Here is a 25,435-nt window from a genome sequence, read left to right as displayed (position 1 = left end):
TTGTCGCCTCTGGAGCGTATCGTTTGGGTGACGGTAGTCAACGGTCCGCGATAAGCCATGGTGTGCGATACGACGCGACGAGATGTCAGCCGACGCGACGGGGCACGCGACACGACGCGACAAGAGAGGCGCCGCCATGACGGCATTCTCCCTCGAACCGGAACAAACCGCCTGGTGCGAGGAGCTCCGTACGCTCGCCGTGCACAAGCTGCGCCCGCTGGCGGAGAAGGGGGAGCCCGGGCGTGTCAACCGTCCCCTGCTGGCGGCGCTCGGCGAGCTGGGCCTCCTCGGCCGGATGCTGGGCTCCGGGGCGCTGGACCTGTGCCTGCTGCGGGAGTCGCTGGCCCGAGGCTGCACCGAGGCCGAGACCGCGCTCGCCCTCCAGGGCCTCGGCACCACCCCGATCGTCCAAGCCGGCACCCCCGCCCACCGCGAACGCTGGCTCCCCGAGGTCCGGGCCGGGCGGGCCGTCGCCGCGTTCGCGCTGAGCGAGCCGGGGGCGGGCTCCGACGCGGCGGCCCTGAGCCTGGCCGCCGAGCACACCGCCGACGGCTGGCGGCTCACCGGCGAGAAGTGCTGGATCTCCAACGCCCCCGAGGCCGACTTCGCCGTGGTCTTCGCCCGCACCATCCCCGGCGCCGGATCCCGGGGCATCACCGCGTTCCTGGTCCCCTCCGACCGGCCCGGACTCACCGGCTCCGCCCTCGACATGCTCTCCCCGCACCCCATCGGCACCCTGGAGTTCGACGGCGTACCGGTCACCGCCGACGACGTCCTCGGCGAACCCGACCGGGGCTTCCGGGTCGCCATGAACACCCTCAACCTCTTCCGGCCCAGCGTCGGGGCCTTCGCCGTCGGGATGGCCCGCGCCGCCCTGGACGCCACCGTCGCCCACACCGCCCACCGCACCGCGTTCGGCGGCCCGCTGAGCGACCTCCAGGCCGTCTCGCACCAGGTCGCGGAGATGGCCACCCGCACCGAGGCCGCCCGGCTGCTGGTGTACGCGGCGGCAGCGGCGTACGACGCGGGGGAGAGCGGGGTGCCGCGCCGCGCGGCGATGGCCAAGCTGTACGCCACCGAGACCGCGCAGTACGTCGTGGACACCGCCGTCCAGCTGCACGGGGCCCGCGCCCTGCGCCGGGGCCATCTGCTCGAACACCTCTACCGCGAGGTCCGCGCGCCGCGCATCTACGAGGGCGCGAGCGAGGTGCAGCGCACGATCATCGCCAAGGACCTGTACGCGAACGCCGCCCAGGGCCCCGACGCGTCCCCCGTCCCGGAACGGCCCGCCCCGGAACCCGCCGCCCGCCAGTCATCCCCGCCCACGACCCAGGAGCCGCCCGCATGAGTCCGTCGCACCGGATCAACCCGGCCGAACTCTCCCCGCCCACCGGCTTCAGCCACGCGGTCGTCGCCACCGGCGGGCACCTGGTCTTCCTCGCCGGACAGACCGCGCTCGACCCGGAGGGCAAGGTCGTCGGGGCCACCCTGCCCGAGCAGTTCGCGCTCGCGCTCGGCAATCTGCTCACCGCACTCCACGCGGCCGGCGGTGCCCCCGCCGACCTCGCCCGGGTCACCGTCTACGCCACCGACGTGGACGACTACCGCTCCCACTCCGCCGAGCTGGGCCGGATCTGGCGCAGGCTCGCGGGCCGCGACTACCCGGCGATGGCCGTCATCGGGGTCGCCCGGCTCTGGGACGAACAGGCGATGGTCGAGATCGACGGGGTCGCGGTCCTGCCGTGAGGCCCCGGCCCCCGAGTAGCGGCGGCGGGGCGCCGGGGCGAGGCTGAAGGGGTCCGGATGCCGAGCCGACCCGGGAGAGCCAGCGGTGACCAGCCAGCCGCCCCCGCGCCCCGCCGCCAAGTCCTACGACGGCGAGGGCATCGTCGTCGGCTTCGACGCGCACCGCTGTCTGCACGCCGCCGAATGCGTGCGCGGCCTCCCCACCGTCTTCGACGTCGCCCGCCGCCCGTGGGTCCAGCCCGGCAACGCCCCCGCCGACGAGGTCGCCGACGTCATCCACCGCTGCCCGAGCGGCGCCCTCCAGTACCACCGCACCGACGGCATGCCCGACGAGGTCCCCGACGTCCCCACCCATGTGTCGCTCCACGCCGACGGAGTGCTGCACCTGCGCGGAGACCTCGAAGTCGCCACCCCGTTCGGCCCCCGCCACGAGACCCGCGTGATGCTCTGCGGCTGCGGAGCCACCGCCAACACGCCGTACTGCGACCACAGCGGGCCCTGCGCCGGACACGGCTGAGACGGCCGGACTCCGAGGGGGCGACCCCAGCGGACCCGGAGGTGCGCGGCGCGCCGGTCGGGTGAATCGCTCCGAGGGATATATCTGTATTTAGTGCCCTTTATTTCGGATGCCCCGCCGCCCGACCCGGACACCCCCCTGTGATCGCGCTCATCGTCGCCCACTTCGCACTGGCGGCCTGCGCGGGCCCGCTGGTGCACCGGCTCGGCCGGCGGGGGTTCGTCGTGCTGGCGCTGCCGCCGACGGCAGCCACCGTCTGGGCGTTCACCCGCTGGAACACCGCCGCGTCCGGCGGTGCGGACACCTGGACCTGGGAGTGGATCCCGGACTACGGGGTCACCCTCGATATGCGGCTGGACGCGCTGGCCGAGCTGATGGTGCTGCTCGCCGCCGGGGTGGGGGCGCTCGTCCTGCTCTACTGCGCCTCCTACTTCACCGACGACACCCCGCAGCTGGGCCGGTTCGCGGGGAACCTGCTCGCCTTCGCGGGGGCCATGCTCGCCCTCGTCCTCGCCGACGACCTGATCACGCTCTATGTGTTCTGGGAGCTGACCACGGTCTTCTCCTATCTGCTGATCGGCCACAGCAGCGAACACCGGCACAGCCGCCGCTCCGCCCTCCAGGCCCTGGTGGTCACCACCCTCGGCGGGCTCGCCATGCTCGTCGGCTTCCTGATCCTCGGTCAGGCCGCGGGCACCTACCGGATCTCCGCGATCGTCGCCGATCCGCCCGAGACGACCCTCGCCGTGTCCATCGCCGTCGTCCTCGTGCTGTGCGGGGCCCTGTCGAAGTCCGCCATCTGGCCGTTCTCCATGTGGCTGCCGAACGCCATGGCCGCGCCGACCCCCGTCAGCGCCTATCTGCACGCCGCCGCGATGGTCAAGGCCGGGGTCTACCTGGTCGCCCGGCTCGCCCCGGCCTTCGCCGACGTACCCGTCTGGAAACCCGTCGTCCTCGTCCTCGGCGGCGCGACCATGCTGCTCGGCGGCTGGCGGGCACTGCGCCTCAACGACCTCAAGCTCGTCCTCGCCTACGGGACCGTCAGCCAGCTCGGCTTCCTCACCCTGCTCGCCGGGACCGGCAACCACGACGCCGCGCTGGCGGCCTTCGCCATGATCCTCGCCCACGCCCTCTTCAAGGCTCCGCTGTTCCTCGTCACCGGCATCGTCGACCACGCCGCCGGGACGCGTGACCTGCGGAAGCTCTCCGGGGTCGGCCGTTCGCTGCCGTACGTCGCCGGGGTCGCGGCACTGTCCGCCGCCTCCATGGCCGCCCTGCCGCCCCTGCTCGGCTTCGCCGCCAAGGAGGCCGCCTTCGCGGCGCTGATCCAGGGATCCACCGCCGACCGGTGGGCGCTGGTCGCCGTCGTCGCGGGCTCCGCGCTGACGACCGCGTACACCCTGCGGTTCTTCTGGGGCGCGTTCCTCCGTAAACCCGGTGTCCCCGACACCCCCGTCCACCGGGTGGGCCCGGCGTTCCTCGCCCCGCCCGCCCTGCTCGCCGTGCTCGGCCTGGTCCTCGGCCCGGCCGTCAGCTGGACCGACCGGCTGCCGAACGCGTACGCCGACCTGTTTCCGGCCGAGCCGGACCCGTACCACCTCGCCCTCTGGCACGGATTCGGCCTCGCCCTCCTCCTGTCGGCCGTCGCCTGGGCCGCGGGCGCCGCGCTCTTCCTCGGCCGCGCCCAGGTCACCCGGTTCTCCCGGCGGATCGCCTGGCCCACCGCCGACAGCGTCTTCGGCCATCTGCTGCTCGGGCAGGAACGTCTCGCCCTCCAGGTCACCGGCTTCATCCAGCGCGGTTCCCTCTCCGTGTACCTCGCCACCACACTGCTGGTCATGCTCGGCGGACAGCTCGCCGTCCTCATGGTCGACACCCCCTGGGACGGAGCCGTACGCCCCCGGCTCTGGGACAACCCGCTCCAGGGCGCCGTCGCCGCCCTGACCTGCGCCGCCGCCCTGCTCTGCCTGACGGTACGACGGCGTATGAAGGCCGTCGTCCTGGCCGGGCTCACCGGCTACGGCACCGCGCTGCTCTTCGTCGTCCAGGGCGCGCCCGACCTGGCGCTCACCCAGTTCTGCGTCGAGACCGTCGCGATGATCGTCTTCGTGCTGGTGCTGCGCCGGATGCCCGTCCATTTCCAGGAGACCGTGAGCACCTGGCGGCGCGCCACCCGCATCCCGGTCGCCCTCGCCGCGGCCGCCACCGTCGGCGTCGGGGTGTGGGTCGCCGCCGCCGCGCGCACCGCCGAACCGGCAGGCGCCGCCATGGTCCAGGAGGTCGCCGACCACGGGTACAAGGACGTCGTCGCGATCATCCTCGTCGACCTGCGCGCCTGGGACACGATGGGGGAGTCCGCCGTCCTCGCCGCCGCCGCGGTCGGCGTCACCAGCCTCATCTACCTGCACCGCCGCAGCGAGGGCTCCATGGCCCAGGAGGAGCTGCGGGGCCGCACCGCCTGGTCGCTGTCGGCCCAGCACTCCTCCCGGCTGCCGCAGGGCGACGACGCGGCCCCCGAACGCAGCTGGCTGGCCGCCGGGGCGACCCTCGCCCCCGAACACCGCTCGATCGTCTTCGAAGTGGTGGCCCGGCTGCTGTTCCACCCGATCCTGGTGCTCTCGGTCTATCTGCTGTTCTGCGCCGAGTCCCTGCCCGGCGGCGGATTCGTCGCCGGGCTCGTCGCCGGGGTCGCCCTGATCACCCGCTACCTGGCGGGCGGCCGCTTCGAACTCGCCGAGGCGGCCCCCCTCCAGCCCGGTCTCTTCACCGGTCTCGGGCTCTTCATCTCCACCGGGGTGGCCCTCCTCGGACTCGGCGAGGGCACCGTCCTGCACGCGTTCACGTACCACGGGCATCTGCCGGTCTTCGGCGACTACCACCTGAGCACCTCGGTCCTCTTCGACTTCGGCGTCTACCTGCTGGTCCTCGGCGTCGTCCTGGACATCGTGCGGGCCCTCGGCGCCAAGGTCGACCGGCAGATCGAACGGGCCGCGGGCGTCCTCACCCCCGACGGCGGACCCGAGGCGGGAGGGCCCCTGCGATGATCGTCAGCGCCTCGCTCATCGCCACGGCCGTCGTCCTCTGCGCCGTCGGCGGCATCCTCATGCTCACCCGCCCGCTGACCCGCATCCTGCTCGGCGCCGTCATCCTCAGCAACGGCATCAACCTGCTGGTGCTCTCCTCGACCGGCCGGGCCGGCGCCGCACCCCTGCTGTACGGGGTGTCGCTCAGCCGGGTCACCGACCCGCTGCCCCAGGCCATCGCGCTGACCGCCATCGTCATCACCCTCGCCACCACCGCGTTCCTGCTGGCCATGGCCTACCGCAGCCACCAGATCACCGGCACCGACGAGGTCCACGACGACCTGGAGGACCGGCGCATCGTGCTGCGCGCCGAAGTCCTCGGCGAACGCGCCCAGCTGCGCGAACAGTTCCGGTCGGGAGCCGAACCCACCGCCGAGGAGCGCGAACGCTACCGCGAGGAGCGCCGCCGGCTCCGCGACCGCCTCCGCGCCGACCGCGCCCGCCAGGCCCGCGGCCGCGACGCCTCCGGAAACCTCTGGAACGACGTGCTGGGCGCGGACCCGGAGGACTACGCCCGCGACGGCGATGCCAAGGCGGACGACCGCTACCCCCGTGACCGAGGAGCCGCCGGATGAACGCGCTTGTCCCGCTGCCGGTGCTGCTGCCCCTGTGCGCCACCGGACTCAGCCTCGCCTTCGGCATCCGGCTGGGGCGCTTCCAGCGCTTCATCAGCGTCGCCGTGCTCACCGCCGTCACCGCGCTCTCGGCGATCCTCATGGTCGCCGCCGACCGGCAGGGCCCGCTCTCCGTCCACCTCGGCGACTTCGCCCCGCCGCTCGGCATCACCCTGGTCGCCGACCGGCTCTCCGGGCTGATGCTCACGGTCTCCTCGGCCGTCACCCTCTGCGTGCTCGTCTACTCCCTCGGCCAGGGCATGACCGACCGGGACAAGGAGACCCCGCTCGCCGTCTTCCACCCCGCCTATCTGATCCTCGTCGCCGGGGTCTCCTGCACCTTCCTCGCGGGCGACCTCGTCAACCTCTACGTCGGCTTCGAGATCATGCTCGTCGCCAGCTTCGTCCTGCTCACCCTCGGCGGCACCGGACCCCGCATGCGGGCAGGCTCCACCTACGTGATCATCTCGCTGTTCTCCTCGATGCTCTTCCTCACCGCCATCGCCATGACCTACGCGGCCACCGGCACCGCGAACTTCGCCCAGCTCGCCGTGCGTCTGGCCGAACTCCCCATCGGCGTACAGACCCTGATCCAGGCGCTGCTGCTGACCGTCTTCGCCATCAAGGCCGCCGTCTTCCCGCTCGCCGCCTGGCTCCCCGACTCCTACCCGACCGCCCCGGCCCCCGTGACCGCCGTCTTCGCCGGACTGCTCACCAAGGTCGGCGTCTACTGCATGCTGCGCACCGAGACCCTGCTCTTCCCCGGCAACCGCATCGGCGACCTCCTGATGGCCATCGCCCTGGCCTCCATGGTCATCGGGATCCTCGGCGCGGTCGCCCAGACCGACCTCAAGCGACTGCTCTCCTTCACCCTGATCAGCCACATCGGCTACATGGTCTTCGGGATCGGCCTCGCCACCCGCGAGGCGTACGGCGGGGCCATCGTGTACGTCGCCCACCACATCACCGTCCAGACGACTCTGTTCCTCGTCGCCGGGCTCATCGAACGCCGCGGCGGCACCACGGAGCTGACCCGGCTCGGCGGCCTGGCCAGGGCGGCGCCGATGCTCGCCGCGCTGTTCTTCGTCCCCGCCATGAACCTCGCCGGGATCCCCCCGCTCTCCGGCTTCATCGGCAAGCTCGGCCTGATGCGCGCGGGCGTCGCCGACGGCAGCGGCTGGGCCTGGGTCCTGGTCGCCGGCTCGGCGGCCACCAGCCTGCTCACGCTGTACGTGATCGCCAAGGTCTGGAACCTCGCCTTCTGGCGCGCGGCCCCGCCCGGCCAGGCCGCCACCGGCACCGTCCTGGAGTCCGGCGACGACAGCGACGACGACACCGACGCCGGACCCGACCACATCCCCGGCACCGGAGACGAGGGCATCGGGACCACGCCCCCGCCCGCCGGTCAGGCCGTCGCCGCGACCCTGCACGGACGGGCCGTCACCACCACCAGCCGGCTGCCCCACCCCATGATCGCGGCCACCGCCGCCACCATCGCGATCGGCCTCGCCTTCACCGTGTTCGCCGACCCGCTCACCGCCTACACCGACCGCACGGCCGCCGAACTCCTCCAGCGCACCCCCTACATCCAGGAGGTGCTGGGCCGGTGAAACGCGTTCTGGGCTTCTCCTTCCGCAGCGCCGATCTGCCGCCGCTGAGCTTCGAGTTCGGCACCCGGCGGCGGGTGCTGGACCTGCCGCTGATCCTCTGGCTCACCGTCATCTGGGTGCTGCTCTGGTCCACCCTCACCTGGGCGAACGTCCTGACCGGACTGGTCGTCTCGGTCGTCGTCTGCATCGCCTTCCCGCTGCCCCGCGTCGACCTCGGACTGCGCCTCCACCCCTGGGGCATCCTGTGCCTGGCGGTCTACCTCTTCCACGACATGTACACCTCGGGGGTCAAGGTCACCCGGCAGACCTTCTTCGGCCTGCCGCACCGGGCCGCCGTCATCGGCGTCCCCCTGCGCTGCCGCAGCGACCTGATGCTCGCCGCCACCGCCGTCGCCGTCTCCAACGTCCCCGGCGGCTCCATCATCGAGGTGCGCCGGGCGACCGCCACCGTCTTCCTGCACGTCCTGGACGCCGACCGGCCCGAGGAGCTCGAAGCCGCCCGCCGCAAGGTGTGGCGGATGGAGGAGCTGACCGTACGGGCCTTCGGCACCCGGGACGAGATCGCCCGGGTCGCCGAACCCCCGCCACCGCCCCAGCTCCCCGCCGGGAGGCCCACACCGTGACCGCACCCGAACGCGTCGACCAGGCCCTGCTGACCTGCGCCGTCGTCCTGGTCCTCATCGCCGGGGCGCTGCTGCTCGCCCGGATCTGGCGGGGCCCCTCCATGCTGGACCGGGCGATTTCGCTGGACGTCTGCGCCGCCCTGATCATCGCCGGTCTCGCCGCCAAGTCCGCCTTCGCCCGGGACCAGTTCTACTTCCCGATCATGCTGGTGCTGGCGTTCCTCGGCTTCACCGGCTCGGTGGGCATCGCCCGCTTCATCGCCGTACGCGACCGGCCCCGCAACCCGGCCGACCCCCCTCCGCCCCCCGACGACGCCCGGGAGGGCCCGCGGTGAACCTCTGGCTCCAGATCGTCGACACGGCCGGCGCCGCCCTGCTCCTGATCGGCGCCGCGATCTGTCTGCTCGGAGTGATCGGCATGCTCCGGCTGCCCGACGTCCTCTCCCGCAGCCACGCCGCCACCAAACCGCAGACCCTCGGCATGATCCTGGTGCTGGCCGGGGTCGCGCTCCGCCTGCGAGGCGGCATGGAGCTCGCCACCCTCGCCCTCATCGCCTTCTTCCAGATGCTCACCGGACCGGTCGCCTCGCACCTGGTGGCCCGCTCCGCCTACCGCACCGGCCAGGTCGACCACAGCGAACTCCTCTTCGACGAGCTCGACGAACAGCTCACCGACGGGAAGTGACCGTGGTGCGGGGCGCGTTCATGCCGCCGGTACGCGGTCCAGGAATCCGCTCACCGAGCTGATCCGGCCGTCCTCGGCCAGCCGGGCCACGTCGAACCCGGCCACCGGGGCGGAACCGTCCGCCGAGGAGACCAGCTCCCAGGAGAACCGGACCAGGTCGTGGTGCCCGTCCGGCGTGCCGGTCAGCGTGAAGCGGAAGCCGGGGAACTGCTCGTGCACGCTGCCGATCAAGGCCGCGAGCCCCTCGTGCCCGCGCACGTCGGCCAGCGGGTCGGTATAGCCGGCGTCTTCGGTGAACGCGGCGGCCACCGCCTTCGCCCGCTCCTCGGCCCCGGTGGTGTTCCAGGCGGCGAAGTAGCGCTGGACAGTTTCGTCGTACGCGGTCATGACGGGTCCTCTCCGTGGTGCCCCGGTGGTCCGGGGCGGTGCACCCACCTTGGCCCCGGGGTCCCGGCGGCGTCGATTACCCCGGAGGTAAGGAGATCCAAAGACCCCACAGGTCCGGTGTCCGCGTGCCATGATGCGGGCACTGCCGGACGCTGGGGGGCGTAGTGGGAAGCACGGGCACCGTGCTGCGCGAATTGCGCGGCGCACAGAAGAGCGCCAAAGGCGTCTCGCTCTACTCGCGGTACGTGAACCGGCCCGCCGGCCGCGTGCTCGCGGCCGGAGCCTACCGGGCAGGACTGACGCCCAATCAAGTGACGCTGACCAGTGCGCTGTTCACCTTCGGTGCGCTGGCGGCGGTCGCGCTCGTCGAGCCTTCCTGGACGCTCGCCGTCCTGGTCTGGGCGGCCCTCGCGGTCGGCTTCGCCTTCGACTCCGCCGACGGGCAGCTCGCCCGGCTCACCGGCCGGGGCGGACCCGACGGGGAATGGCTGGATCATGTCGTGGACTGCGGAAAGCTGGTGCTCGTCCATACCGCGGTCCTGATCTCCTTCTACCGCTTCGGTGAACTGCCCTCGGACGCCTGGCTGTTGCTGCCGCTGGGCTTCCAGCTGGCCGCCGTGGTCACCTTCTGCGCGGGGCTGCTGCGCGAACACCTCGGCAAGGCGGCCGCGAGCGCCCGCGGCCCGTCCTGGGCGGCGCCCCCGCCGGGACCCGTCTCGCGGATCCGGGCCCTGGCCCTGCTGCCCGCCGACTACGGGGTGTTCTGCCTGGTGTTCCTGCTGCTCGGCGCACCCGGGGCCTTCCGCGCCGGGTACGCCGTGCTCGCGGTCGTGCACACGCTCTTCCTGGCGGCCTTCCTCGCCAAGTGGTTCAGGGAGCTGAAAGCGCTCCGGGCCGGCTGACGAGAACGTCCAGCGCCCGGCGCAACTGGGTGCTGGACGTATGCACGGTGTACGGGAAGTAGACGACCTCCACGCCCACTTCGGCGAAGTCGCGCTCCAGCTTCAGCCCCTTCTCCGTGCCCCGCCAGTCGTCGCCCTTGAAGATCACGTCGAACCGGACCTGCTGCCAGGTCTCGACCTTGTCCGGCACGGTCTCCACGAACGCGGCGTCCACGAAGCGCACGCTGCGGACGATCTCCAGTCGTTCGCGGAGCGGGATCATCGGCGTATGGCCCTTGGCGAGCGCCGCCATCTCGTCCGACACGACCCCCGCGACCAGGTAGTCGCACTGACTGCGGGCATGACGCAGGATGTTGAGGTGCCCGACGTGGAACAGGTCGTACACCCCGGGTGCGTAACCCACCCTGTGCTGCACCATCCGTATCTCTCCCCCCACGGTGAACGTGATCCGGTGATGTTCCAACGACCTTACTGTGAAGAACACTTGTGCAAGCCGTGAACGGATAAGCTCGATGGGGGCCGTCCCTCGCCGGGGGCGGCGGCTGTCGTGGGGGGAAGGCGATCGTCCGATGTCCGATGCTGCAAGGCCCGGCCCGATCCGGGGCCGCCGACTTCTGCTGGTCTCGACCAACTACGCGCCGGAGCTCACGGGCATAGGCCCGTACGCCACCCAGCTGGCCGAGCACTGGGCCGCGTCCGGCGCCCGCGTCCGGGCGCTCACCGGTATGCCGCACTACCCCTCCTGGCGACTGGAGGAGAGCTACCGGGGCGTATGGCGGACGGTGGAGATACGCGGCGGCGTCGGCGTCCACCGCCGCCGCCACTATGTGCCGCCCCGTCAGACAGCCCTGAAACGCGCCGCGTTCGAGGCCAGCATCCTCGCCACCGGGCTGATCGCACCGCCGCCCGGCCGCCCCGACGTCGTGATCTCCCAGATGCCCAGCCTCGCCGGCGGGGTCATCGGGGCGCGCCTCGCCCGGCGCCACCGCGTGCCGTATCTCCCCGTCGTTCAGGACCTGATGGGCGCCGCTGCCGCGCAGAGCGGCATCCGGGGCGGCGGCAGGGCCGCCGCCGTCGCCGCGGCCGCCGAGCGGTACGCGCTGCGCGGGGCCGCCCTCGTCGGCGTCATCCACGAGAGCTTCGTCCCCGGAGTCCGGGCCCTCGGCGTCGACCCCGGCCGCATCCGCCTCGTCCCCAACTGGACCCATGTGCAGGGCCCCACCGCCGACCGGGCCGCGACCCGCGCCCGGCTCGGCTGGCCCGACGCCACCCCGGTCCTCCTGCACTCCGGCAACATGGGCCTCAAGCAGGGCCTGGAGGTCCTGGTGGACGCCGCCCGCCTCGCCCCCGGCGTCCACGTCGTCCTGATGGGCGACGGCAACCAGCGCGACGCCCTGCGCGCCCGCGCCGACGGGCTCGCCAACGTGGAGTTCCTGGAGCCCGCGGCGGCCGAGGAGTTCACCGACGTACTGGCCGCCGCCGACGTCCTCGCGGTCACCCAGCGCGCCTCGGTCCTCGACATGAGCGTCCCCTCCAAGCTCACCTCCTACTTCACCTCCGGCCGCCCCGTGATCGCCTCCGTCGCCGACGAGGGCGGCACCGCCGACGAGGTCCGCCGCTCCGGCGCCGGAGTCCTCGTCGCCCCCGAGGACCCGGCCGCCCTGCTCGACGCCGTACAGAAGCTGGCCGCCGACCCGACCGCCGCCGACGCCCTCGGGGCCGAGGGGCCGCGGTACGTCGCACGCCACCTGAGCCGGGAAGCGGGACTCGCCCGCTTCGACGACCTGCTCGCCGAGGTCCTGCGGGACGGACAGGACAGTGGCCGCCGATGACACCCGCGAACCGGGTCCCGGACGACCACGACGAGCCGGCGCTCCTGCGCGACCAGTTCCGCCAACTCCTGCGCTACCGAACCCTGCTGGCCGTCGGCGTGATCGTCGGACTGCTCGGCGGCGGCTATCTCGCCCTCGGCGGCGAGAAGACGTACACCGCCACCGGTGAGGTCCAGGTCCGGTCCGCCATCGCCGACCCCTTCGCCGCCGGAGCCACCGCCGACAAGGGCATCAACATCGGCTCCGAGCGCCAGACCGCCGTCAGCGACACCGTCGGCACCCTGGCCGCGGGCACCCTCCTCAAGGCGGGCGACGACGTCACCGCCCGCAAACTGCTCGCCGGACTCCAGGTCACCAACCCGCCCAACACCCTCACCCTCCGCTTCTCCTACACCGGCGCCACCCCCGAACAGTCCCGCGCCCGCGCCGAAGCCCTCGCAGGCGCCTATCTCGCCCACCGCAAGGCGCGCACCGAGGAGAGCATCGAGAACATGGCGGGCGGCTACCGCGCCCAGCTGAAGCCGCTGGAGGAGAAGCGCGACCTCCTGGAGGAGCAGGCCGGCGCCGGAGCGGCCGACGACGTCACCAGCGCCCGCGCCAACATCATCGTCTCCATCTCCGAGCTGAGCCGGAAGATCTCCGAGCTCAAGGCCCTGGACACCACCCCCGGCTACCTCAACAAGAAGCCCGTCGCCCCGACCTCGCCCACCGGCGCGGGCCTGCCCCTCCTCCTCGGCCTCGGCGGGGTCGTCGGCCTGGCGCTCGGGCTGCTGCTGTCCTGGGTGCGGCTCGTCTTCGACCCCGCCGTACGCTCCGACCGCGAGCTGGTCCGCTCGCTCGGCGCACCGCTGCTGGGCACCCTGCCCCGGGAGCGCTCCGCCGGGGACGGGCTGCTCGCCATCGGCCGCGCCGGCTCCCGGCTCGCCGAGGAGTACCGCGCGGTCGCCTTCCGGCTCGCCTACGACCCGTCGTTCGCCGAGAGCCGCCGCCTGCTGGTCACCGCCCCGCGCGGCGACAACGCGGCGGCCGCCGCCGCTGCCGCCAACCTCGCCGCCGCCTTCGCCGAGATGGGCCGGGACGTCCTGCTCGTCGAGGCCGACCTGCGCACCCCGGCCCTCGCCCGGGAGCTGGGCTCCGCCGCCCACGAGACGCGATCGCCGCGCTGGGCCGCCGAGGAGGGCGACGGCAGCTGGCCCACCGGCACCCGCTCCGGCGTGGACGTCCCCGGCTCCGGGGCCTTCACCCTGATCCCCGGCACCGTCGTCGACAACGTCCCGCGCGCCCTCACCTCCCCGCCCGTCGGCCGCATCGTCGGCGAGGCCGACAGCCCGGGCACCGTCGTCATCGTGCTCGCCCCGCCCGTCCTCGCCTACGCCGACGCGGTCGCCCTCGTCGACCGGGTCACCGGCGTCATGATCGTGTGCGACCCGCGCGAGGTGCACCGCAGCGACCTGGAACGCATCCGCGAGATCATCAGCGCCTCCGGCGGCTCCGTCCTCGGGGCCCTGCTCCACCCGCCCCGGGGCCGGCTGCGGCGCTCAGAGCGCCGCCCGAAGTCCGCCCGCCGCCGCTCCGGAGGCGGCGGACCCACCGCCCCCAGCGCCGAGCCGGACACCCCGGAGACCACCGGAGACCCCACCGAGACCCTCGGCCTGCGCTCCCTGACCCTTCCGGCATCCCGCCGGTGAGAGCCCGCACCGCCGTCCTCTGCTCGGTCGCGGACCAGGGCGTGGCGGCGCTCACCAACATCCTGGTGCTGGTGGCCGCCGCCCGGCTCTCCACCCTCGCCGACTTCGCCCGGTTCTCCGCGGTCTACCTGGTCTTCACGGTGCTGCTCGGCGTCTCGGGGGCGTACACCGGGCAGCCTCTCGTCCTCAAGCGCGGCGCGGGGGAGGAGACCCGGTCCGCCTGCCGGTCCGCCGTGACGTTCACGGTGCTCGCCGCAGCCGTGCTCGGCGCGCTGCTCGCGGCCGTCTGCGTTCTCGTCCCCGGAGATACGGCGCGCGCCCTGCTGATGCTCGGCCTCGTCCTGCCCGCCGTCCTGGGACAGGACGCCGTACGGTACGCCTTCTCCACCCTCCAGCAGCCCCATCTCGCCCTGCTCTCCGACCTGTTGCGGCTCGGCTGTGTGCTCGGGGCGCTCTCCGTACCGGCCTACGGGGCGTCTCCGGCCCGGCTGATCGCCCTCTGGGGCCTGTCCGCCCTGCCCGCGCTGCTGCTCTCCGCCGCCCTCCTGCACCGCGCCACCGCCGGATCCCCGCTGCGGCTGCGTCCGATGCTGCGGCGCGGCCACCTCGGGCAGCGCTTCACCGTCGAGTTCGGCGTGGGCAACGCCACCGGCCAGCTGTCCGTCCTCGGCCTCGGCGCGGTCGGCAACCCCCTCCTGGTGGGCGCGCTGCGCGGGGCGACGACCCTGTTCGGGCCGCTCAACGTGCTGTTCACCTCGGCCACCTCCTTCGGCCCGCCGATCCTCGGCCGCATCGGCGACGAGCGCCGCCGGGTCCGGGCCACCGCCGCGCTCGCCGCCGTCCTCGCGGGCGTCGCCGCGCTCTGGGCCACCGTGCTCGCCCTGCTGCCCGACCCCGCCGGACGTCAACTCCTCGGCGACACCTGGCCGGTGGCCGCCGACCTCCTCCCGGCGACCGGCAGCCAGTACGCGGCGATGGCCGTCGGCACCTGCGGGCTGCTCGCCCTGCGCATGCTCGACCCGCGCACCACGCTCGCCATCCAGGTGGTCTTCTCGCTCACCTCTGTGGCGTTCCTCGCGGGCGGTTACGTCGTCGGGGGCGTCCCGGGCGCCGCCTGGGGGCTGTTCCTGGGCTCGCTCTGCAAGGCCGCCGCCACCTGGATCCGGGTGGCCCGGCTGCGCCGACACACCCCCGCCCGCGACGAGGACGTCAGCGCCGACGCCCTGCCCGCCGCTCCCTGAACGTACTGATCGCGACCAGGCAGAGCGCGGCGATCGCCAGCTTCCCCGCCGCCTGGAGGAGCGGGCCGCGCAGCAGGATGAAGGTGTAACCGGCGATCAGCGGCGCGGCGATGGCCAGCACGCTCCCGGGGCCAGGACCCGCCCGGGTGACGGCCAGGGCGTAGCGGCGGTCGGTGCGCGCCGACCCGTAACCGATCAGCGCCATCCCGCCGATCATGCCGGCCGCCCCGAGATCGACCCAGAACTCCGTCCACAGCGGGGCCGAGAGATTGGTCATCCGCAGCCCCATCCACTGCCCGACCCGGACCCCGGTGTCCTCCGGCTTCCCGCTCCACACCGCGCGCGGCACGAAGAACAGCCCGGAGCCCGCCAGTTGGCGGCCATAGGTGTGGCCCCGGGTGTCGACCCACGAGATGGTGTTGGCGAACATCACCATCTGGTCGTAGTCCTTGGTCACCAGCGGATCGAAGACCGACGTCGACTGCACGGACCGCTGGCTCCCCTCCTCGTACCGGAACCGGTCCGCGTACGGGAACAGCACCAGCGCCCCCACCACGCCCGCCGTCAGCACCGTCCGGTAGACCGCCGCACTGCTCGGGAACGCGGCGAACACGAACGCCACCACCACGGTGAGGAACCAGTAACGGGCGTTCGAGATCGGGTTGTTCACCAGCAGGTTCAGTGCCGCCAGAGCCACCCACACCAGCACCGTCGACGGCCGGCGCCGGGCCCGGTAGGAGGTCGCCAGGCGGCGGGTGTAGAAGAGCAGCGCCAGCAGCGCCGGGACCTGCCCGAAGCCCTTGAGGAACGCCGAGCCCACATTGGACCCTTCCGTGACCACCCCGCTCGCCGCGACGGTCTCGTTGATCTCCTGCCGGCTGGCGAAGAAGACCGCGGGCCCGCCCAGCTTCAGCACGTAGAACGCGCTCGCCGTGAACGCCAGCAGCACCAGCAGCCGCAACCGCAGCGGATGAGCGACGGCGGGCCCGCCGCCCGAGCCGCGCGCGGAGGGTGCCCGGCGGCGCAGCGGACGCCGGGAGGCCAGCAGCGCCCCCAGGTCGTAGGCGGCACACCCCACCAGAACCATCGCGACGGCCGTGACCAGGTCCTGGCGCGGCCCCACCATCGGCGTCGGCGTCTGCCCGATCACCACCTGGGCGAACGGCGCCACGCCCATCGCGATGTACACGAACATCCAGAAGACGCCCTGGAGCAGCCGCCGCCGGGTCGAGAGGATCATCGTGGCGAGCCGGGCCCCCGCGTAGCAGGTCAGCACCAGCTGGAGCCAGTACGCCGTGTCCCGGACCCCGTTGCCGGGCTGCGCGGCGATCACCGCGGGCAGGAAGCAGACCAGACCCAGGATGAGCGGCACGGACAGCGCCCGCGACAGCATCGACCAGGCGATCGGCCGCTCCGGCGGCTCCGGAGGACCACCGGGAACCCCCGGCTTCCGCGTGCCCACGGCCGTGGGACCGTCCTGCCCCAGCGCCGACGTGTGCACCGACGTCATGCGCCCCCCCGGGATCAGCGAACCGCTGAACACTCTAACGAATCAGCCCACTTGAGGGGGGCCGATGACTACGCTGTGAATACTTGGCCATAGTCGAGGGGAACTCTGGTGAAAATCCTGCACGTTGTCACGCTCCACACCCCGGACCACGCCTTCGGCGGTCCGACGCGCGTGGCGTTCAACCTCTCCAAGGTCCAGCGGGCGAACGGCGACGACGCACGCGTCATGGCCCTCGGTGACGGCTTCCCCGACGGCGAACTGCCCAGCCATGTGGAGGGAGTTCCGGTCCACCTCTTCCAGGCCCGGCACCTCCTCCCGATGTTCGAGGTCAGCGGCATCACCTCCGCCGCGCTGCTGAACACCGCCCGCCGCATGATGCGCGGCGCCGACCTCGTCCACGTCCATCTGATGCGGGACCTGGTGACCCTGCCCGCGGCGCTCCTCGCGCTCGCGACGCGTACACCCCTGGTCGTCCAGACCCACGGCATGATCGACCCCACCGAGAAGAAGGTCGCCCAGCTCACCGACCTCCTCGGGGTCCGCAAGGTGCTGCGCGAGGCGGACGCCGTCCTGCATCTGACCGAGATGGAGCGGCTCGACGTGAACGCCGTCGCCGCCCCCGTCCCGCTCACCCGTACCGTACGGCTGGTCAACGGCGTCCGCCCACAGGAGCGCAAGCCCGCCCGGGAGCCCGGCCGCCCGCCCACCATCCTCTACCTCGCCCGGATCCAGGAGCGCAAGCGGCCCGAGGACTTCGTCGCCGCGATGCCGCACGTCCTCGCCCGCCACCCGGACGCCCGCTTCGTGCTGGCCGGCCCCGACACCGGCGCGCTGGCCGGCACCCTCGCGCTCGCCCGGAAGCTCGGGGTGGCCGAATCCCTCGACCACGTCGGCCCGCTGGAGCACGACGAGGTGCTGGCCGCCGACCGCGAGGCCGATGTGTATGTGCTGCCCGCGATCGAGGAGCCGTTCCCGGTCTCGGTGCTGGAGGCGATGTCGGTCGGCACCCCCGTCGTCATCACCCGCACCTGCGGACAGGCCCCCGATGTGGCCGGGGCGGGGTCGGGCCGGGTCATCGACAGCCGGGTGGGCGAGGACGCGGCCAACGCCCGCAAGGTCGCCGACGCGATCCTGGAGCTGCTGGAGCCGGAGGCCGCCGAGCAGGCGGGCAAGGCCGCCTGGGAGCTGGTGAACGAGCAGTTCACCATCGAGGCCGTCACCGCCACCCTCCGGCGGACCTACGAGGACGTGGTCCGCCGGAGGCGAGGGTGAGCGGGGGAGCCGTCAACGTACGGGCTTCTCGCGGGACTTGAGCGCGATCTGCCAGCGGTAGAAGCTCATCGCCAGCGCGAAGTCGAAGCCCGCCCGGCCGTCCAGGAAGCCCCGCTTGTAGAGATACATGTAGGCGAAGGACACCACCGGCTTGAACGGCGCCTTGTGGAACAACTGCCCCTGGCGCGACTTGACCTGGCGCACCTGCTCCTTCACCTGGGGGTGGTGCTCCAGCCAGGCCTCCCAGTCCGAGTAGCGGTTGTGCCGCTCGAACCAGGCGGTCACCGGGTCGAGGTCCTGGTGCTCGATGGGGTGGGTGAGGGTGCCGACGCTCGCCGCGACCGGCTGGTAGTGGCCCTCCACCTCCCCGATCCCCGGCGCGTCCAGGTCCCCGACCTCCGGGTAGTGGCAGCGGGTCCGGTCGGTCAACGACCGCTTGCGGATGGTGTACCCGTGCCGCAGCCGTTTCCCGGAGAACCAGTAGCCGAGCGGTATGTCGTACGCGGCGGGCTTCGGCGCGTCCGGATCGCGGAAGGTCTCCCGCAGCTCGGCCAGCAGCCCGGGGCTCAGCCGCTCGTCACCGTCGAGCAGCAGGATCCAGTCCAGGTCGGTGCGGACGTTCTCCAGGCACCACTGCTTCTTGCGCGGATGGCCGCCGTCCCAGGTGTACGTGACCACCTCGGCCCCGCACTCCTCGGCGATCTTCACGGTGTCGTCGGTGCTGTGGGAGTCCACCACGACGACCGCCTCGAAGTGGCCGAGCACCGATTTCACCGCCTCCGCGATGTTCAGCCCCTCGTTCTTCGTGGGGATCGCCACGGCTATCGGGAGTTTCGGCGTACCTGCGGTCATCCCGCGGCTCCTTCGGGCAGCCAGGCGTAGCAGCCTGTGGACGTGAACGTAACTGCGGAATCGGGGATGGTGATCTTCCGGGACTTCCCGGTGCCGGAGGCGCCGGAGGACAGCTCCTTGCCGCCCGCCCCTTCGATCTGCCAGGAGCAGTCCGTGGTGGGCGAGGCCGAGCGGTACACGCCCGGGCGGAGCTTCTTCCCGGAGTGCTTGCCGTCCGGGTAGCCGTGCGCCGCCTCGTCGACCAGGTCCTGGTGCTGGGTGCAGAGCCCGGCGACGGCGGCCTTCGCGTCGGGGATCTCGCCCGTCACGATCGAGCCGACCGCGGTGTCCCGGTCGGCCTTGACGAGGTAGCGCAGCTTGGCGCAGGTCTCCTCGCCGGTCTGGAGCACGGCCGCCGGGTCCATCCCCTTCGGCACCCGGTCCTTCAGATACTCCTTCTGCTTCTTGGTGAACGTCCCCGTCGCCGGGGTGATCTCGTCGACGGGGGTCTTCGGGCCCTCGGCCGTGGCGGCCGGAGCGGACGCCTCCGGGGCCGCCGGCTCCTCGGTGGGCGGTGTAGCGGGCTCGGTGGTCTCGGTGGCGGACGGTCCTGGGGCGGCGGGCCCGGAGGCCGCGGGGCGCTGGGCGCCCGCGGCCTCCGGGCCGTTCCCCTCCGCGGACGAGCCGCAGGCGGCCAGCGCCGCCGCCGTCAGGACGACGGCGGCGCAGGCCAGGAACGGGTTTCTCATCGCTCAGCCGTTCCTCAGGGCGTAGTGCGCGCTGATCTGGGAAGCGCTCAGCGCGGTCGGGTAGACGGCGGTCTCGTCGATCTGTCCGGCGAAGAAGTTGCTCGTCGGACGGTTCGGCCAGCCGGAGAGGTTGTCCCCGCCGACCCGCCAGTACCCCTGGTAGTTGTCGTTGGTCGTGTACAGGATGCTGGACGCGCGCAGCTGCCCGTCCACGTAGAGCGCCATGCCCGACGTGCCCTGGGTGGCGACGACGTGGTGCCACTGGCCGTCGTTGTACGCCCCGGTAGTGGCGATGGTACGGGCCGAGCCGCTGCGCACCCCGAACTGGAGCCGCCCGTCGTTGCGCATGTAGACGAGCTTGTCGTGGCGGCTGCTGTTCTGCTGGGTCAGGTTCCCGAAGCCGATGATCCGGCCGCCCTGGGTGGTGGTGGTCTTGATCCAGGTCTCCACCGTGAACCGGGCGGGGTGCGGGTGCAGCCGGTTGCTGTACGCGTACTGGTTGGTCCCGTTGAACCCGATCGCGGTGGACGGCCCGGCGACGGCCGCCGGGGTCTGCCGGTAGGCGGGGCCGTTGCGCATGAAGCCGTTGTTCAGATTGCCGCTGCTGTCGTGCGCGAACGTGGAAGTGCCCTCGTCCCAGCGCCAGTAGAGGCTCGCCCCGTCGGACCTGACCCGCGCCGGGTACGCCTCCGTCGCGCTCGCCACGGTCGCGGACTGGGCCGGGGACTTGGCACTGGTGTTGGGGCCGTCGCTCGCGGTGATCCGGTACGAGTGGGTCTCGCCCGGGTTGACGTCGGTGTCCGTCCAGGTCAGCTGCGGACGGTCCCAGAAGACGGAGTAGCCGGTCGTCGTGTGGATCGGGGTGTTGGAGCCGTCCTTGTAGATCCGGTAGGTCAGCTCACCGTCGTCGGTGTCGAAGCTGGTCTGCCAGTTCACATCGATCTGCCCGGGGGTCAGCGTGGAGAGACTGACGTTGGGCACCCACGGCACGCCCGTGTCCGGGCCGTCCGCGAACCGGGTCAGCCCCTGCTGCGGCTTGGTGTTGACGGTGGTGAACTCGCCGCCCACCCACAGGTAGTGGCGCCCGCCGCTGCTCGTCTGGCTCATCACACGCGGCCCGACGGGCTCCCCGATCCCGTCGTTGGTGTCCGGGAACCAGGGCAGCAGCTTCGGGTCGTCGACCGACTGGGCCAGCAGGTGCTTGCGCGGCTGGTCCGGGAACGCGCCCATGCTGGAGCAGTCGTGGGCGTGGCTGCCGCTGTACAGCACCCCGGAGTGCACCAGCACGGCCTGGGTCGCGCCGAGGCAGGTGTCCCGCCAGCGCTGCTCGAAGTCGCCGAGGTTCAGGGCGATGCGGCCGTCGAACACGCCGCCGCCGGTGCCCTCGTTGGCGGTGTAGAAGCCGCCCGCGTCGGTGGTGATGTCCTGGACCGTGGAGTTGTTGTGGATGAACCCCGGGTAGGACTTGGTGAGCTGTCCGGTGGTGGCGTTGACGACGGCCAGGGCGTGGGTGTTCGTGCCGTTGATCCGGAAGAAGTCCCCGCCGAGCAGCACGTTCTGCCCGTCCGGGGTCACCTCGACGGCCCGTGCGACCTCGTCGGCGTTGGCCGTGAAGGGCAGCAGTGAGGCTCCGGTCGTGACGGCGGCGAAGTGGCTCCTGGGCTGCCCGCCGACCTGGGTGAAGTCGCCCGCCAGATAGACCGTGTCGTCGGTGACGGCGAGCCCCCGCACGGTCGCGGAGACCCCGATCTTGAAGGAGGTGCGGACCGTGCAGCTCTCGGTGTCGATCGCCGCGAAATTGCTCACGCCGACCCCGTTGACCGCTCCGAACTGGCCGCCCGCGTACAGGGTTTCGCCGTCCGGCGAGAGGGCGAGGGCCCGTACCGTCGCGGTCCCCGAGGAGATCGTGAAGGACAGCGAGCAGTCGGTGGGCGCCCCGGTCGCCGCGTCGAACGCGGCGAAGTTCACCGCGGGCTGTTCGTTCGTGCCGGGGGCGGCGGTGGGGGGGCGCAGCCGGGAGAAGGTGCCGCCCGCGTAGACGACGCCGTCGCCGGCGGCCATCGACCAGACGATGCCGTTGGTCTGCCAGGTGGAGAGGTCGTCCGCGGTGATGGCGACCGGTGGTGTCAGCGCCGCCGCCGGAGAGGCCCCGACCGTGGTCGCGGTCAGGGCTCCGGCCAGCAGGCCGAGAGCGGCGGACATGGCCCGCACACGGCCACGCCCTCCGCTTCTCTGCCCCGTACTTCCGTTCATCATTCAGCTCCGAAGGTGAGATTCGAGCTGCGGCCGGGAGGCCGCGGATCCTGCCTCGCCCGGCCGGCCGCGGGGACGGTGCGTCCCGCCGCCGGTCGGTGCGAGTGGGGAGGCGGGGCCGGAGCCCCGCCCGTGGCCGGCGCGTTGAGCTCCACCGAGCGGTCGGCGGAGATCGGCGGTGGCGCCGGTGATCGTCCCGGGCACGGGCGCGGCGAGCGCCGGCCGGGAGTCGATGGGCGGCCGCCCGGCCCGGTGGTGCGGGCGTCGGCGGTCGCACGGTCCTGTCGGTCCGGACCTGACCGGTCCAGACCGGTCAGGGAACGGCGGACCGGCGGCGGCGCGGACCGGGCCGGCCGCAGGGGAAGCGGCGCCCGTCATGACCGCGCACGTCATGACCGAGCACGTGACGGCGACGCGGGTCCGTCGGCCCATCCGGACGGCGGGCGGGCCCGTTCACGGGTGCACGCGCACGGCGGTCCCGTCCCGTCACCGGCCCACGCGCACGGCGTTTCCGCCCCGTCACCGGTCCACCCGGACGGCGGCCCCGGACAGCTGGTCGGCCAGTCGGCGGATGTCGGCGTCGACCATGATCCGGGCCAGCTCCCGGGACTTCACCTCGGGCTTCCAGCCCAGCAGCTCCTCCGCCTTGGAGGCGTCGCCGATCAACGCGTCGACCTCGCTGGGGCGTTCGTACTTCGGGTCGTAGCGCACATGCTCGCGCCAGTCGAGGCCCGCGTGCTCGAAGGCGAACTCCAGGAACTCCCGGACGGTGACGCCCTCGCCGGTGGCGATCACGAAGTCGTCGGGGGTGTCGCACTGGAGCATCCGCCACATGGCGTCCACGTACTCCGGCGCATACCCCCAGTCCCGGACCGCGTCCAGGTTGCCCAGGTGCAGCCGGTTCTGGAGTCCCGCCTTGATCCGGGCGACGCCCCGGGTGATCTTCCGGGTCACGAAGGTCTCGCCCCGGCGCGGCGACTCATGGTTGAAGAGGATCCCGTTCACCGCGAACATGTCGTACGCCTCGCGGTAGTTGACCGTGGCCCAGTAGGAGTAGACCTTCGCCACGCTGTACGGGCTGCGCGGGTGGAACGGGGTCTTCTCGTTCTGCGGGGGCGGGCTGGCGCCGAACATCTCGGAGGACGACGCCTGATAGATCCGCGTCTGGATCCCGCTGGCCCGGACCGCCTCCAGGAGCCGGATCGTGCCGAGACCGGTGACGTCACCGGTGTACAGCGGGGCGTCGAAGGACACCCGCACATGCGACTGCGCGCCCAGGTTGTAGACCTCGTCGGGCTGGATGTCGCGCAGCAGGTTCACCAGCGCCACACCGTCGGACAGGTCCGCGTGATGCAGGACGAAGGAGCGCTCCGGCTCCTCGGGACCCTGGTAGATGTGGTCTATCCGCTCGGTGTTGAAGCTTGAGGAACGGCGTATGAGCCCGTGCACCGTGTATCCCTTGTCGAGCAACAGCTCCGCCAGATACGAACCGTCCTGGCCTGTCACTCCGGTGATGAGCGCGGTCTTCGCCACGATTCCCCCTTCTCTGCTGATCGCCTCGTCGGCGATGTTCACCGATATTCCGGAATTGGAGCGTTCTGCGGCAAACCGTCACCGCAGTCCCTTTCTGCTGGCACAATCCGAGCCATGACGACCGAACTCCCCGTCCCGTCCCAGGAATCCGACCGTTCCCTACTGCGGCCCGGCTCCCGCATATTCGTCGCGGGACACCGCGGCCTGGTCGGCTCGGCGGTGGCCCGCCGCCTCGCCGACGACGGCCACGAGGTGCTCACCCGCGGCCGGGACCTCCTCGACCTGCGCGACGCCGCGCGGACCGAGACGTATCTGAAGGAGGTCCGCCCGGACGCCGTGGTGCTGGCCGCCGCCAAGGTGGGCGGGATCATGGCCAACAGCACGTATCCGGTGCAGTTCCTGGAGGACAACCTGCGCATCCAGCTCAGCGTGATCGCGGGCGCGCACGCGGCCGGCACGGAGCGGCTGCTCTTCCTCGGCTCGTCGTGCATCTACCCCCGGCTCGCACCCCAGCCGATCCGCGAGGAGGCGCTGCTCACCGGGGAGCTGGAGCCCACCAACGAGGCGTACGCCCTCGCCAAAATCGCCGGAATCGTCCAGACCCAGTCCTACCGGCGGCAGTACGGCGCCTCCTACATCAGTGCCATGCCCACCAATCTCTACGGGCCCGGCGACAACTTCGACCTGGAGACCTCGCACGTCCTGCCCGCGCTGATCCGCCGCTTCCACGAGGCCCGCAGGGACGGGGCCCCCGAGGTCACCCTGTGGGGATCCGGCTCGCCGCGCCGGGAGTTCCTCCACGTCGACGACCTCGCCGCCGCCTGCGTCAGCCTGCTGGAGGCCTACGACGGCGACGAACCCGTCAACATCGGCTGCGGCCAGGACCTCACCATCCGCGAACTGGCCGAAACCGTAAGGGACGTGACGGGCTACGAGGGGCGCATCGCCTGGGACACCTCGAAGCCCGACGGGACCCCCCGCAAGCTGCTCGATGTCACCCGCCTGAACGCCCTCGGCTTCACGCCGAAGATTCCGCTGCGCGACGGCATCGCCCGCACCTACGCCTGGTGGCTCGGACAACTCCCGCCCGGACAGTGACCGTCGGCCGCCGCCGGGAGCACCCTCCCGGCGGCGCACCGGCAGTGCCGTTCCCCGTATCCGCACGCCCGCCGCCCTCAGTACGCCCCGCGGCCGTCGGTGACGGCGCGCACGGTGCGGACGAGGAGCCCCATGTCGGCGGCGATCGACCAGTTGTCCACGTACCAGAGGTCGAGCGACACGGTCTCCTGCCAGCTCAGATCGGAGCGCCCGCTCACCTGCCACAGGCCCGTGAGCCCCGGTTTCACGGCGAGCCTGCGGTGCTCGCGCTCGTCGTAGCGGGACGCCTCCTCCGGCAGCGGCGGACGCGGCCCCACCAACGACATATGGCCCAGCAACACATTGACCAGCTGCGGGAGTTCGTCGATCGACGTGCGCCGCAGCATCCGGCCGACGGGAGTCACCCGGGGGTCGCTGCGCATCTTGAACAGTGGCCCGTCGACCTCGTTCACCACGGCGAGCTGCGCCTTGAGCTCCTCCGCGTCCGCCACCATCGTGCGGAACTTCCACATGGTGAACGGGCGGTTGTGCTGCCCCTGCCGCACCTGCCGGTGGAAGACCGGCCCCCGCGAGGACAGCCGGACGCTCAGCGCCACCGCCAGTAACAGTGGTGCCAGGGCCAGCAGTCCGAACAGGGCGCCCGTGCGGTCCAGCACGCTCTTGACCACCGCCTGCGGCCCCCCGCGCAGCGGCGGCGCGATGTGCAGCAGGGTGAGCCCGGCCGCGGTGACGGGACGCACCCGCTCGGCCGCCACGCCGGACAGCTCGGAGAGCACGGACAGGGCGACGCCCCGGTCGTGCAGCCCCCAGCCGAGGCGGCGCAGCCGATCGCCGGTCAGCTGCGGCCCGGGGGCGACCAGCACCAGGTCCGCCGCATGGGCGTAGACCCCGCCGAGCACCGTCGCCACATCGTCGTCGGCCGGGCAGGACGCGAGGTGCCCCGGCACCTGAACCCCCTCCAGCTCCAGCCGGGCGGCGCCCACCGGAATCGCGGCGACCAACGTGTAGTCGTGATCCGTACGGGAGTTGAGCAGTCCGGCCGCCCGGTGCACGCCCGACGCCTCGCCGACCAGCAGCACCCTGCGGACCCGGGCGGCCCGCCGGGCGGAACGCGGCCAGCGCCGCAGCCCCGCCACCGTGGCGGCGATCAGCAGCCCCGGCGCGACGGCCACGACGGCCGTGGCCGGGTCCACCGGGCTGCCCGCTGCCGTGTGCAGCACCGCCAGCAGGCCGATGAGGACGAGCCAGTCGCCGACCGCGC

Annotated in this window: 23 protein-coding genes; 15 read left to right on the top strand and 8 right to left on the bottom strand. The window is 72.5% G+C overall.

Going from position 1 to position 25,435, the window contains the following annotated elements; all coding sequences use genetic code 11:
* Positions 1 to 136: 136 nt before the first annotated feature.
* From A3Q37_RS10190 to mnhG, 9 genes are all read left to right on the top strand, one after another.
* On the top strand, positions 137 to 1,348 hold the full coding sequence (locus A3Q37_RS10190; protein WP_065481127.1) for an acyl-CoA dehydrogenase family protein: 1,212 nt from the start codon (positions 137 to 139) through the stop codon (positions 1,346 to 1,348).
* Positions 1,345 to 1,746, top strand: a complete 402-nt coding sequence (locus A3Q37_RS10185) for a RidA family protein (RefSeq protein WP_030581469.1) — start codon at positions 1,345 to 1,347, stop codon at positions 1,744 to 1,746. Before A3Q37_RS10190 ends, A3Q37_RS10185 begins: the two co-directional genes overlap by 4 nt.
* Positions 1,747 to 1,831: 85 nt before the next feature.
* Positions 1,832 to 2,263: a (4Fe-4S)-binding protein gene (locus A3Q37_RS10180; RefSeq protein WP_065481125.1), complete on the top strand. Its 432-nt coding sequence runs from the start codon at positions 1,832 to 1,834 to the stop codon at positions 2,261 to 2,263.
* A gap of 140 nt (positions 2,264 to 2,403) precedes the next feature.
* Positions 2,404 to 5,307, top strand: a complete 2,904-nt coding sequence (locus A3Q37_RS10175) for a Na+/H+ antiporter subunit A (protein ID WP_065481122.1) — start codon at positions 2,404 to 2,406, stop codon at positions 5,305 to 5,307.
* Positions 5,304 to 5,921 carry a Na(+)/H(+) antiporter subunit C gene (locus tag A3Q37_RS10170; protein ID WP_065481120.1) on the top strand — a complete coding sequence of 206 codons (618 nt, stop codon included), beginning with the start codon at positions 5,304 to 5,306 and terminating at the stop codon, positions 5,919 to 5,921. The genes A3Q37_RS10175 and A3Q37_RS10170 overlap by 4 nt, the downstream gene beginning before the upstream one ends.
* The gene (locus A3Q37_RS10165) at positions 5,918 to 7,570 is read left to right on the top strand and encodes a Na+/H+ antiporter subunit D (protein WP_065481118.1); all 1,653 of its coding nucleotides are present in this window, start codon (positions 5,918 to 5,920) and stop codon (positions 7,568 to 7,570) included. Before A3Q37_RS10170 ends, A3Q37_RS10165 begins: the two co-directional genes overlap by 4 nt.
* Positions 7,567 to 8,193: a Na+/H+ antiporter subunit E gene (locus A3Q37_RS10160; RefSeq protein ID WP_065481116.1), complete on the top strand. Its 627-nt coding sequence runs from the start codon at positions 7,567 to 7,569 to the stop codon at positions 8,191 to 8,193. Before A3Q37_RS10165 ends, A3Q37_RS10160 begins: the two co-directional genes overlap by 4 nt.
* Positions 8,190 to 8,528 (top strand): monovalent cation/H+ antiporter complex subunit F, encoded by a 339-nt coding sequence (locus tag A3Q37_RS10155; protein WP_065481114.1) that lies wholly within the window; start codon positions 8,190 to 8,192, stop codon positions 8,526 to 8,528. Before A3Q37_RS10160 ends, A3Q37_RS10155 begins: the two co-directional genes overlap by 4 nt.
* Positions 8,525 to 8,878: a monovalent cation/H(+) antiporter subunit G gene (mnhG, locus tag A3Q37_RS10150; protein ID WP_065481113.1), complete on the top strand. Its 354-nt coding sequence runs from the start codon at positions 8,525 to 8,527 to the stop codon at positions 8,876 to 8,878. The genes A3Q37_RS10155 and mnhG overlap by 4 nt, the downstream gene beginning before the upstream one ends.
* A gap of 18 nt (positions 8,879 to 8,896) precedes the next feature.
* Here mnhG and A3Q37_RS10145 read toward each other — a convergent pair whose 3' ends face one another.
* The gene (locus tag A3Q37_RS10145; RefSeq protein WP_065481111.1) at positions 8,897 to 9,265 is read right to left on the bottom strand and encodes a nuclear transport factor 2 family protein; all 369 of its coding nucleotides are present in this window, start codon (positions 9,263 to 9,265) and stop codon (positions 8,897 to 8,899) included.
* A gap of 164 nt (positions 9,266 to 9,429) precedes the next feature.
* On the opposite strand from A3Q37_RS10145, the gene A3Q37_RS10140 reads away from it, so the two are divergent.
* A complete protein-coding gene (locus tag A3Q37_RS10140) occupies positions 9,430 to 10,167 on the top strand; it encodes a CDP-alcohol phosphatidyltransferase family protein (RefSeq protein WP_065481109.1) in 738 nt (245 codons plus the stop codon).
* Here the strand turns inward: A3Q37_RS10140 and A3Q37_RS10135 are convergent.
* Positions 10,136 to 10,585 (bottom strand): adenylyltransferase/cytidyltransferase family protein, encoded by a 450-nt coding sequence (locus A3Q37_RS10135; RefSeq protein WP_030802039.1) that lies wholly within the window; start codon positions 10,583 to 10,585, stop codon positions 10,136 to 10,138. The genes A3Q37_RS10140 and A3Q37_RS10135 overlap by 32 nt on opposite strands.
* Positions 10,586 to 10,736: 151 nt before the next feature.
* Between A3Q37_RS10135 and A3Q37_RS10130 the strand changes: the two genes are divergently transcribed.
* Genes A3Q37_RS10130 through A3Q37_RS10120 form a run of 3 tightly spaced genes read left to right on the top strand, consistent with a single transcriptional unit; the run spans position 10,737 to position 14,928 of the window.
* Entirely contained in the window at positions 10,737 to 11,999 is a 1,263-nt protein-coding gene (locus A3Q37_RS10130) for a glycosyltransferase (RefSeq protein ID WP_065481107.1), read from the top strand.
* Positions 11,996 to 13,687, top strand: coding sequence for a lipopolysaccharide biosynthesis protein (locus A3Q37_RS10125; RefSeq protein ID WP_065481105.1), 1,692 nt, complete (start codon positions 11,996 to 11,998; stop codon positions 13,685 to 13,687). Before A3Q37_RS10130 ends, A3Q37_RS10125 begins: the two co-directional genes overlap by 4 nt.
* Entirely contained in the window at positions 13,684 to 14,928 is a 1,245-nt protein-coding gene (locus tag A3Q37_RS10120) for a hypothetical protein (RefSeq protein WP_065481103.1), read from the top strand. The genes A3Q37_RS10125 and A3Q37_RS10120 overlap by 4 nt, the downstream gene beginning before the upstream one ends.
* Here the strand turns inward: A3Q37_RS10120 and A3Q37_RS10115 are convergent.
* Positions 14,897 to 16,438 (bottom strand): hypothetical protein, encoded by a 1,542-nt coding sequence (locus A3Q37_RS10115; RefSeq protein WP_065481797.1) that lies wholly within the window; start codon positions 16,436 to 16,438, stop codon positions 14,897 to 14,899. The two genes, A3Q37_RS10120 and A3Q37_RS10115, sit on opposite strands and share 32 nt — an antisense overlap.
* A gap of 108 nt (positions 16,439 to 16,546) precedes the next feature.
* Here A3Q37_RS10115 and A3Q37_RS10110 point away from each other — a divergent pair, with 108 nt between their 5' ends.
* A complete protein-coding gene (locus tag A3Q37_RS10110; protein WP_065481101.1) occupies positions 16,547 to 17,710 on the top strand; it encodes a glycosyltransferase in 1,164 nt (387 codons plus the stop codon).
* 12 nt (positions 17,711 to 17,722) lie between these two features.
* Here A3Q37_RS10110 and A3Q37_RS10105 read toward each other — a convergent pair whose 3' ends face one another.
* From A3Q37_RS10105 to gmd, 4 genes are all read right to left on the bottom strand, one after another.
* Positions 17,723 to 18,562 carry a glycosyltransferase family 2 protein gene (locus tag A3Q37_RS10105; RefSeq protein ID WP_065481099.1) on the bottom strand — a complete coding sequence of 280 codons (840 nt, stop codon included), beginning with the start codon at positions 18,560 to 18,562 and terminating at the stop codon, positions 17,723 to 17,725.
* Entirely contained in the window at positions 18,559 to 19,290 is a 732-nt protein-coding gene (locus tag A3Q37_RS10100) for a hypothetical protein (RefSeq protein WP_065481097.1), read from the bottom strand. The genes A3Q37_RS10105 and A3Q37_RS10100 overlap by 4 nt, the downstream gene beginning before the upstream one ends.
* Before the next feature lie 3 nt (positions 19,291 to 19,293).
* Positions 19,294 to 21,546, bottom strand: coding sequence for a LamG domain-containing protein (locus tag A3Q37_RS10095; RefSeq protein WP_065481095.1), 2,253 nt, complete (start codon positions 21,544 to 21,546; stop codon positions 19,294 to 19,296).
* Positions 21,547 to 22,062: 516 nt separating this feature from the next.
* On the bottom strand, positions 22,063 to 23,076 hold the full coding sequence (gmd, locus tag A3Q37_RS10090) for a GDP-mannose 4,6-dehydratase (protein WP_065481794.1): 1,014 nt from the start codon (positions 23,074 to 23,076) through the stop codon (positions 22,063 to 22,065).
* A 114-nt stretch (positions 23,077 to 23,190) separates the two neighbouring features.
* On the opposite strand from gmd, the gene A3Q37_RS10085 reads away from it, so the two are divergent.
* On the top strand, positions 23,191 to 24,174 hold the full coding sequence (locus tag A3Q37_RS10085; RefSeq protein WP_065481092.1) for a GDP-L-fucose synthase: 984 nt from the start codon (positions 23,191 to 23,193) through the stop codon (positions 24,172 to 24,174).
* Positions 24,175 to 24,251: 77 nt separating this feature from the next.
* Here A3Q37_RS10085 and A3Q37_RS10080 read toward each other — a convergent pair.
* On the bottom strand, positions 24,252 to 25,435 hold a 1,184-nt coding region (locus A3Q37_RS10080; protein ID WP_255311777.1), incomplete at its 5' end, for an exopolysaccharide biosynthesis polyprenyl glycosylphosphotransferase.

Source organism: Streptomyces sp. PTY087I2 (genome assembly GCF_001687325.1).
Classification (GTDB): domain Bacteria; phylum Actinomycetota; class Actinomycetes; order Streptomycetales; family Streptomycetaceae; genus Streptomyces.
The sequence above is the reverse complement of the archived record's forward strand: the minus strand, read 5'-3'. Positions and strand labels throughout refer to the sequence as shown.

Coding starts and splice junctions, on each gene's coding strand:
- A3Q37_RS10190 (WP_065481127.1), top strand. CDS start 137: ATGACGGCATTCTCCCTCGAACCGGAACAAACCGCCTGGTGCGAGGAG.
- A3Q37_RS10185 (WP_030581469.1), top strand. CDS start 1,345: ATGAGTCCGTCGCACCGGATCAACCCGGCCGAACTCTCCCCGCCCACC.
- A3Q37_RS10170 (WP_065481120.1), top strand. CDS start 5,304: ATGATCGTCAGCGCCTCGCTCATCGCCACGGCCGTCGTCCTCTGCGCC.
- A3Q37_RS10165 (WP_065481118.1), top strand. CDS start 5,918: ATGAACGCGCTTGTCCCGCTGCCGGTGCTGCTGCCCCTGTGCGCCACC.
- A3Q37_RS10145 (WP_065481111.1), bottom strand. CDS start 9,265: ATGACCGCGTACGACGAAACTGTCCAGCGCTACTTCGCCGCCTGGAAC.
- A3Q37_RS10135 (WP_030802039.1), bottom strand. CDS start 10,585: ATGGTGCAGCACAGGGTGGGTTACGCACCCGGGGTGTACGACCTGTTC.
- A3Q37_RS10130 (WP_065481107.1), top strand. CDS start 10,737: ATGTCCGATGCTGCAAGGCCCGGCCCGATCCGGGGCCGCCGACTTCTG.
- A3Q37_RS10125 (WP_065481105.1), top strand. CDS start 11,996: ATGACACCCGCGAACCGGGTCCCGGACGACCACGACGAGCCGGCGCTC.
- A3Q37_RS10115 (WP_065481797.1), bottom strand. CDS start 16,438: ATGACGTCGGTGCACACGTCGGCGCTGGGGCAGGACGGTCCCACGGCC.
- A3Q37_RS10105 (WP_065481099.1), bottom strand. CDS start 18,562: ATGACCGCAGGTACGCCGAAACTCCCGATAGCCGTGGCGATCCCCACG.
- A3Q37_RS10100 (WP_065481097.1), bottom strand. CDS start 19,290: ATGAGAAACCCGTTCCTGGCCTGCGCCGCCGTCGTCCTGACGGCGGCG.
- A3Q37_RS10095 (WP_065481095.1), bottom strand. CDS start 21,546: ATGATGAACGGAAGTACGGGGCAGAGAAGCGGAGGGCGTGGCCGTGTG.
- A3Q37_RS10085 (WP_065481092.1), top strand. CDS start 23,191: ATGACGACCGAACTCCCCGTCCCGTCCCAGGAATCCGACCGTTCCCTA.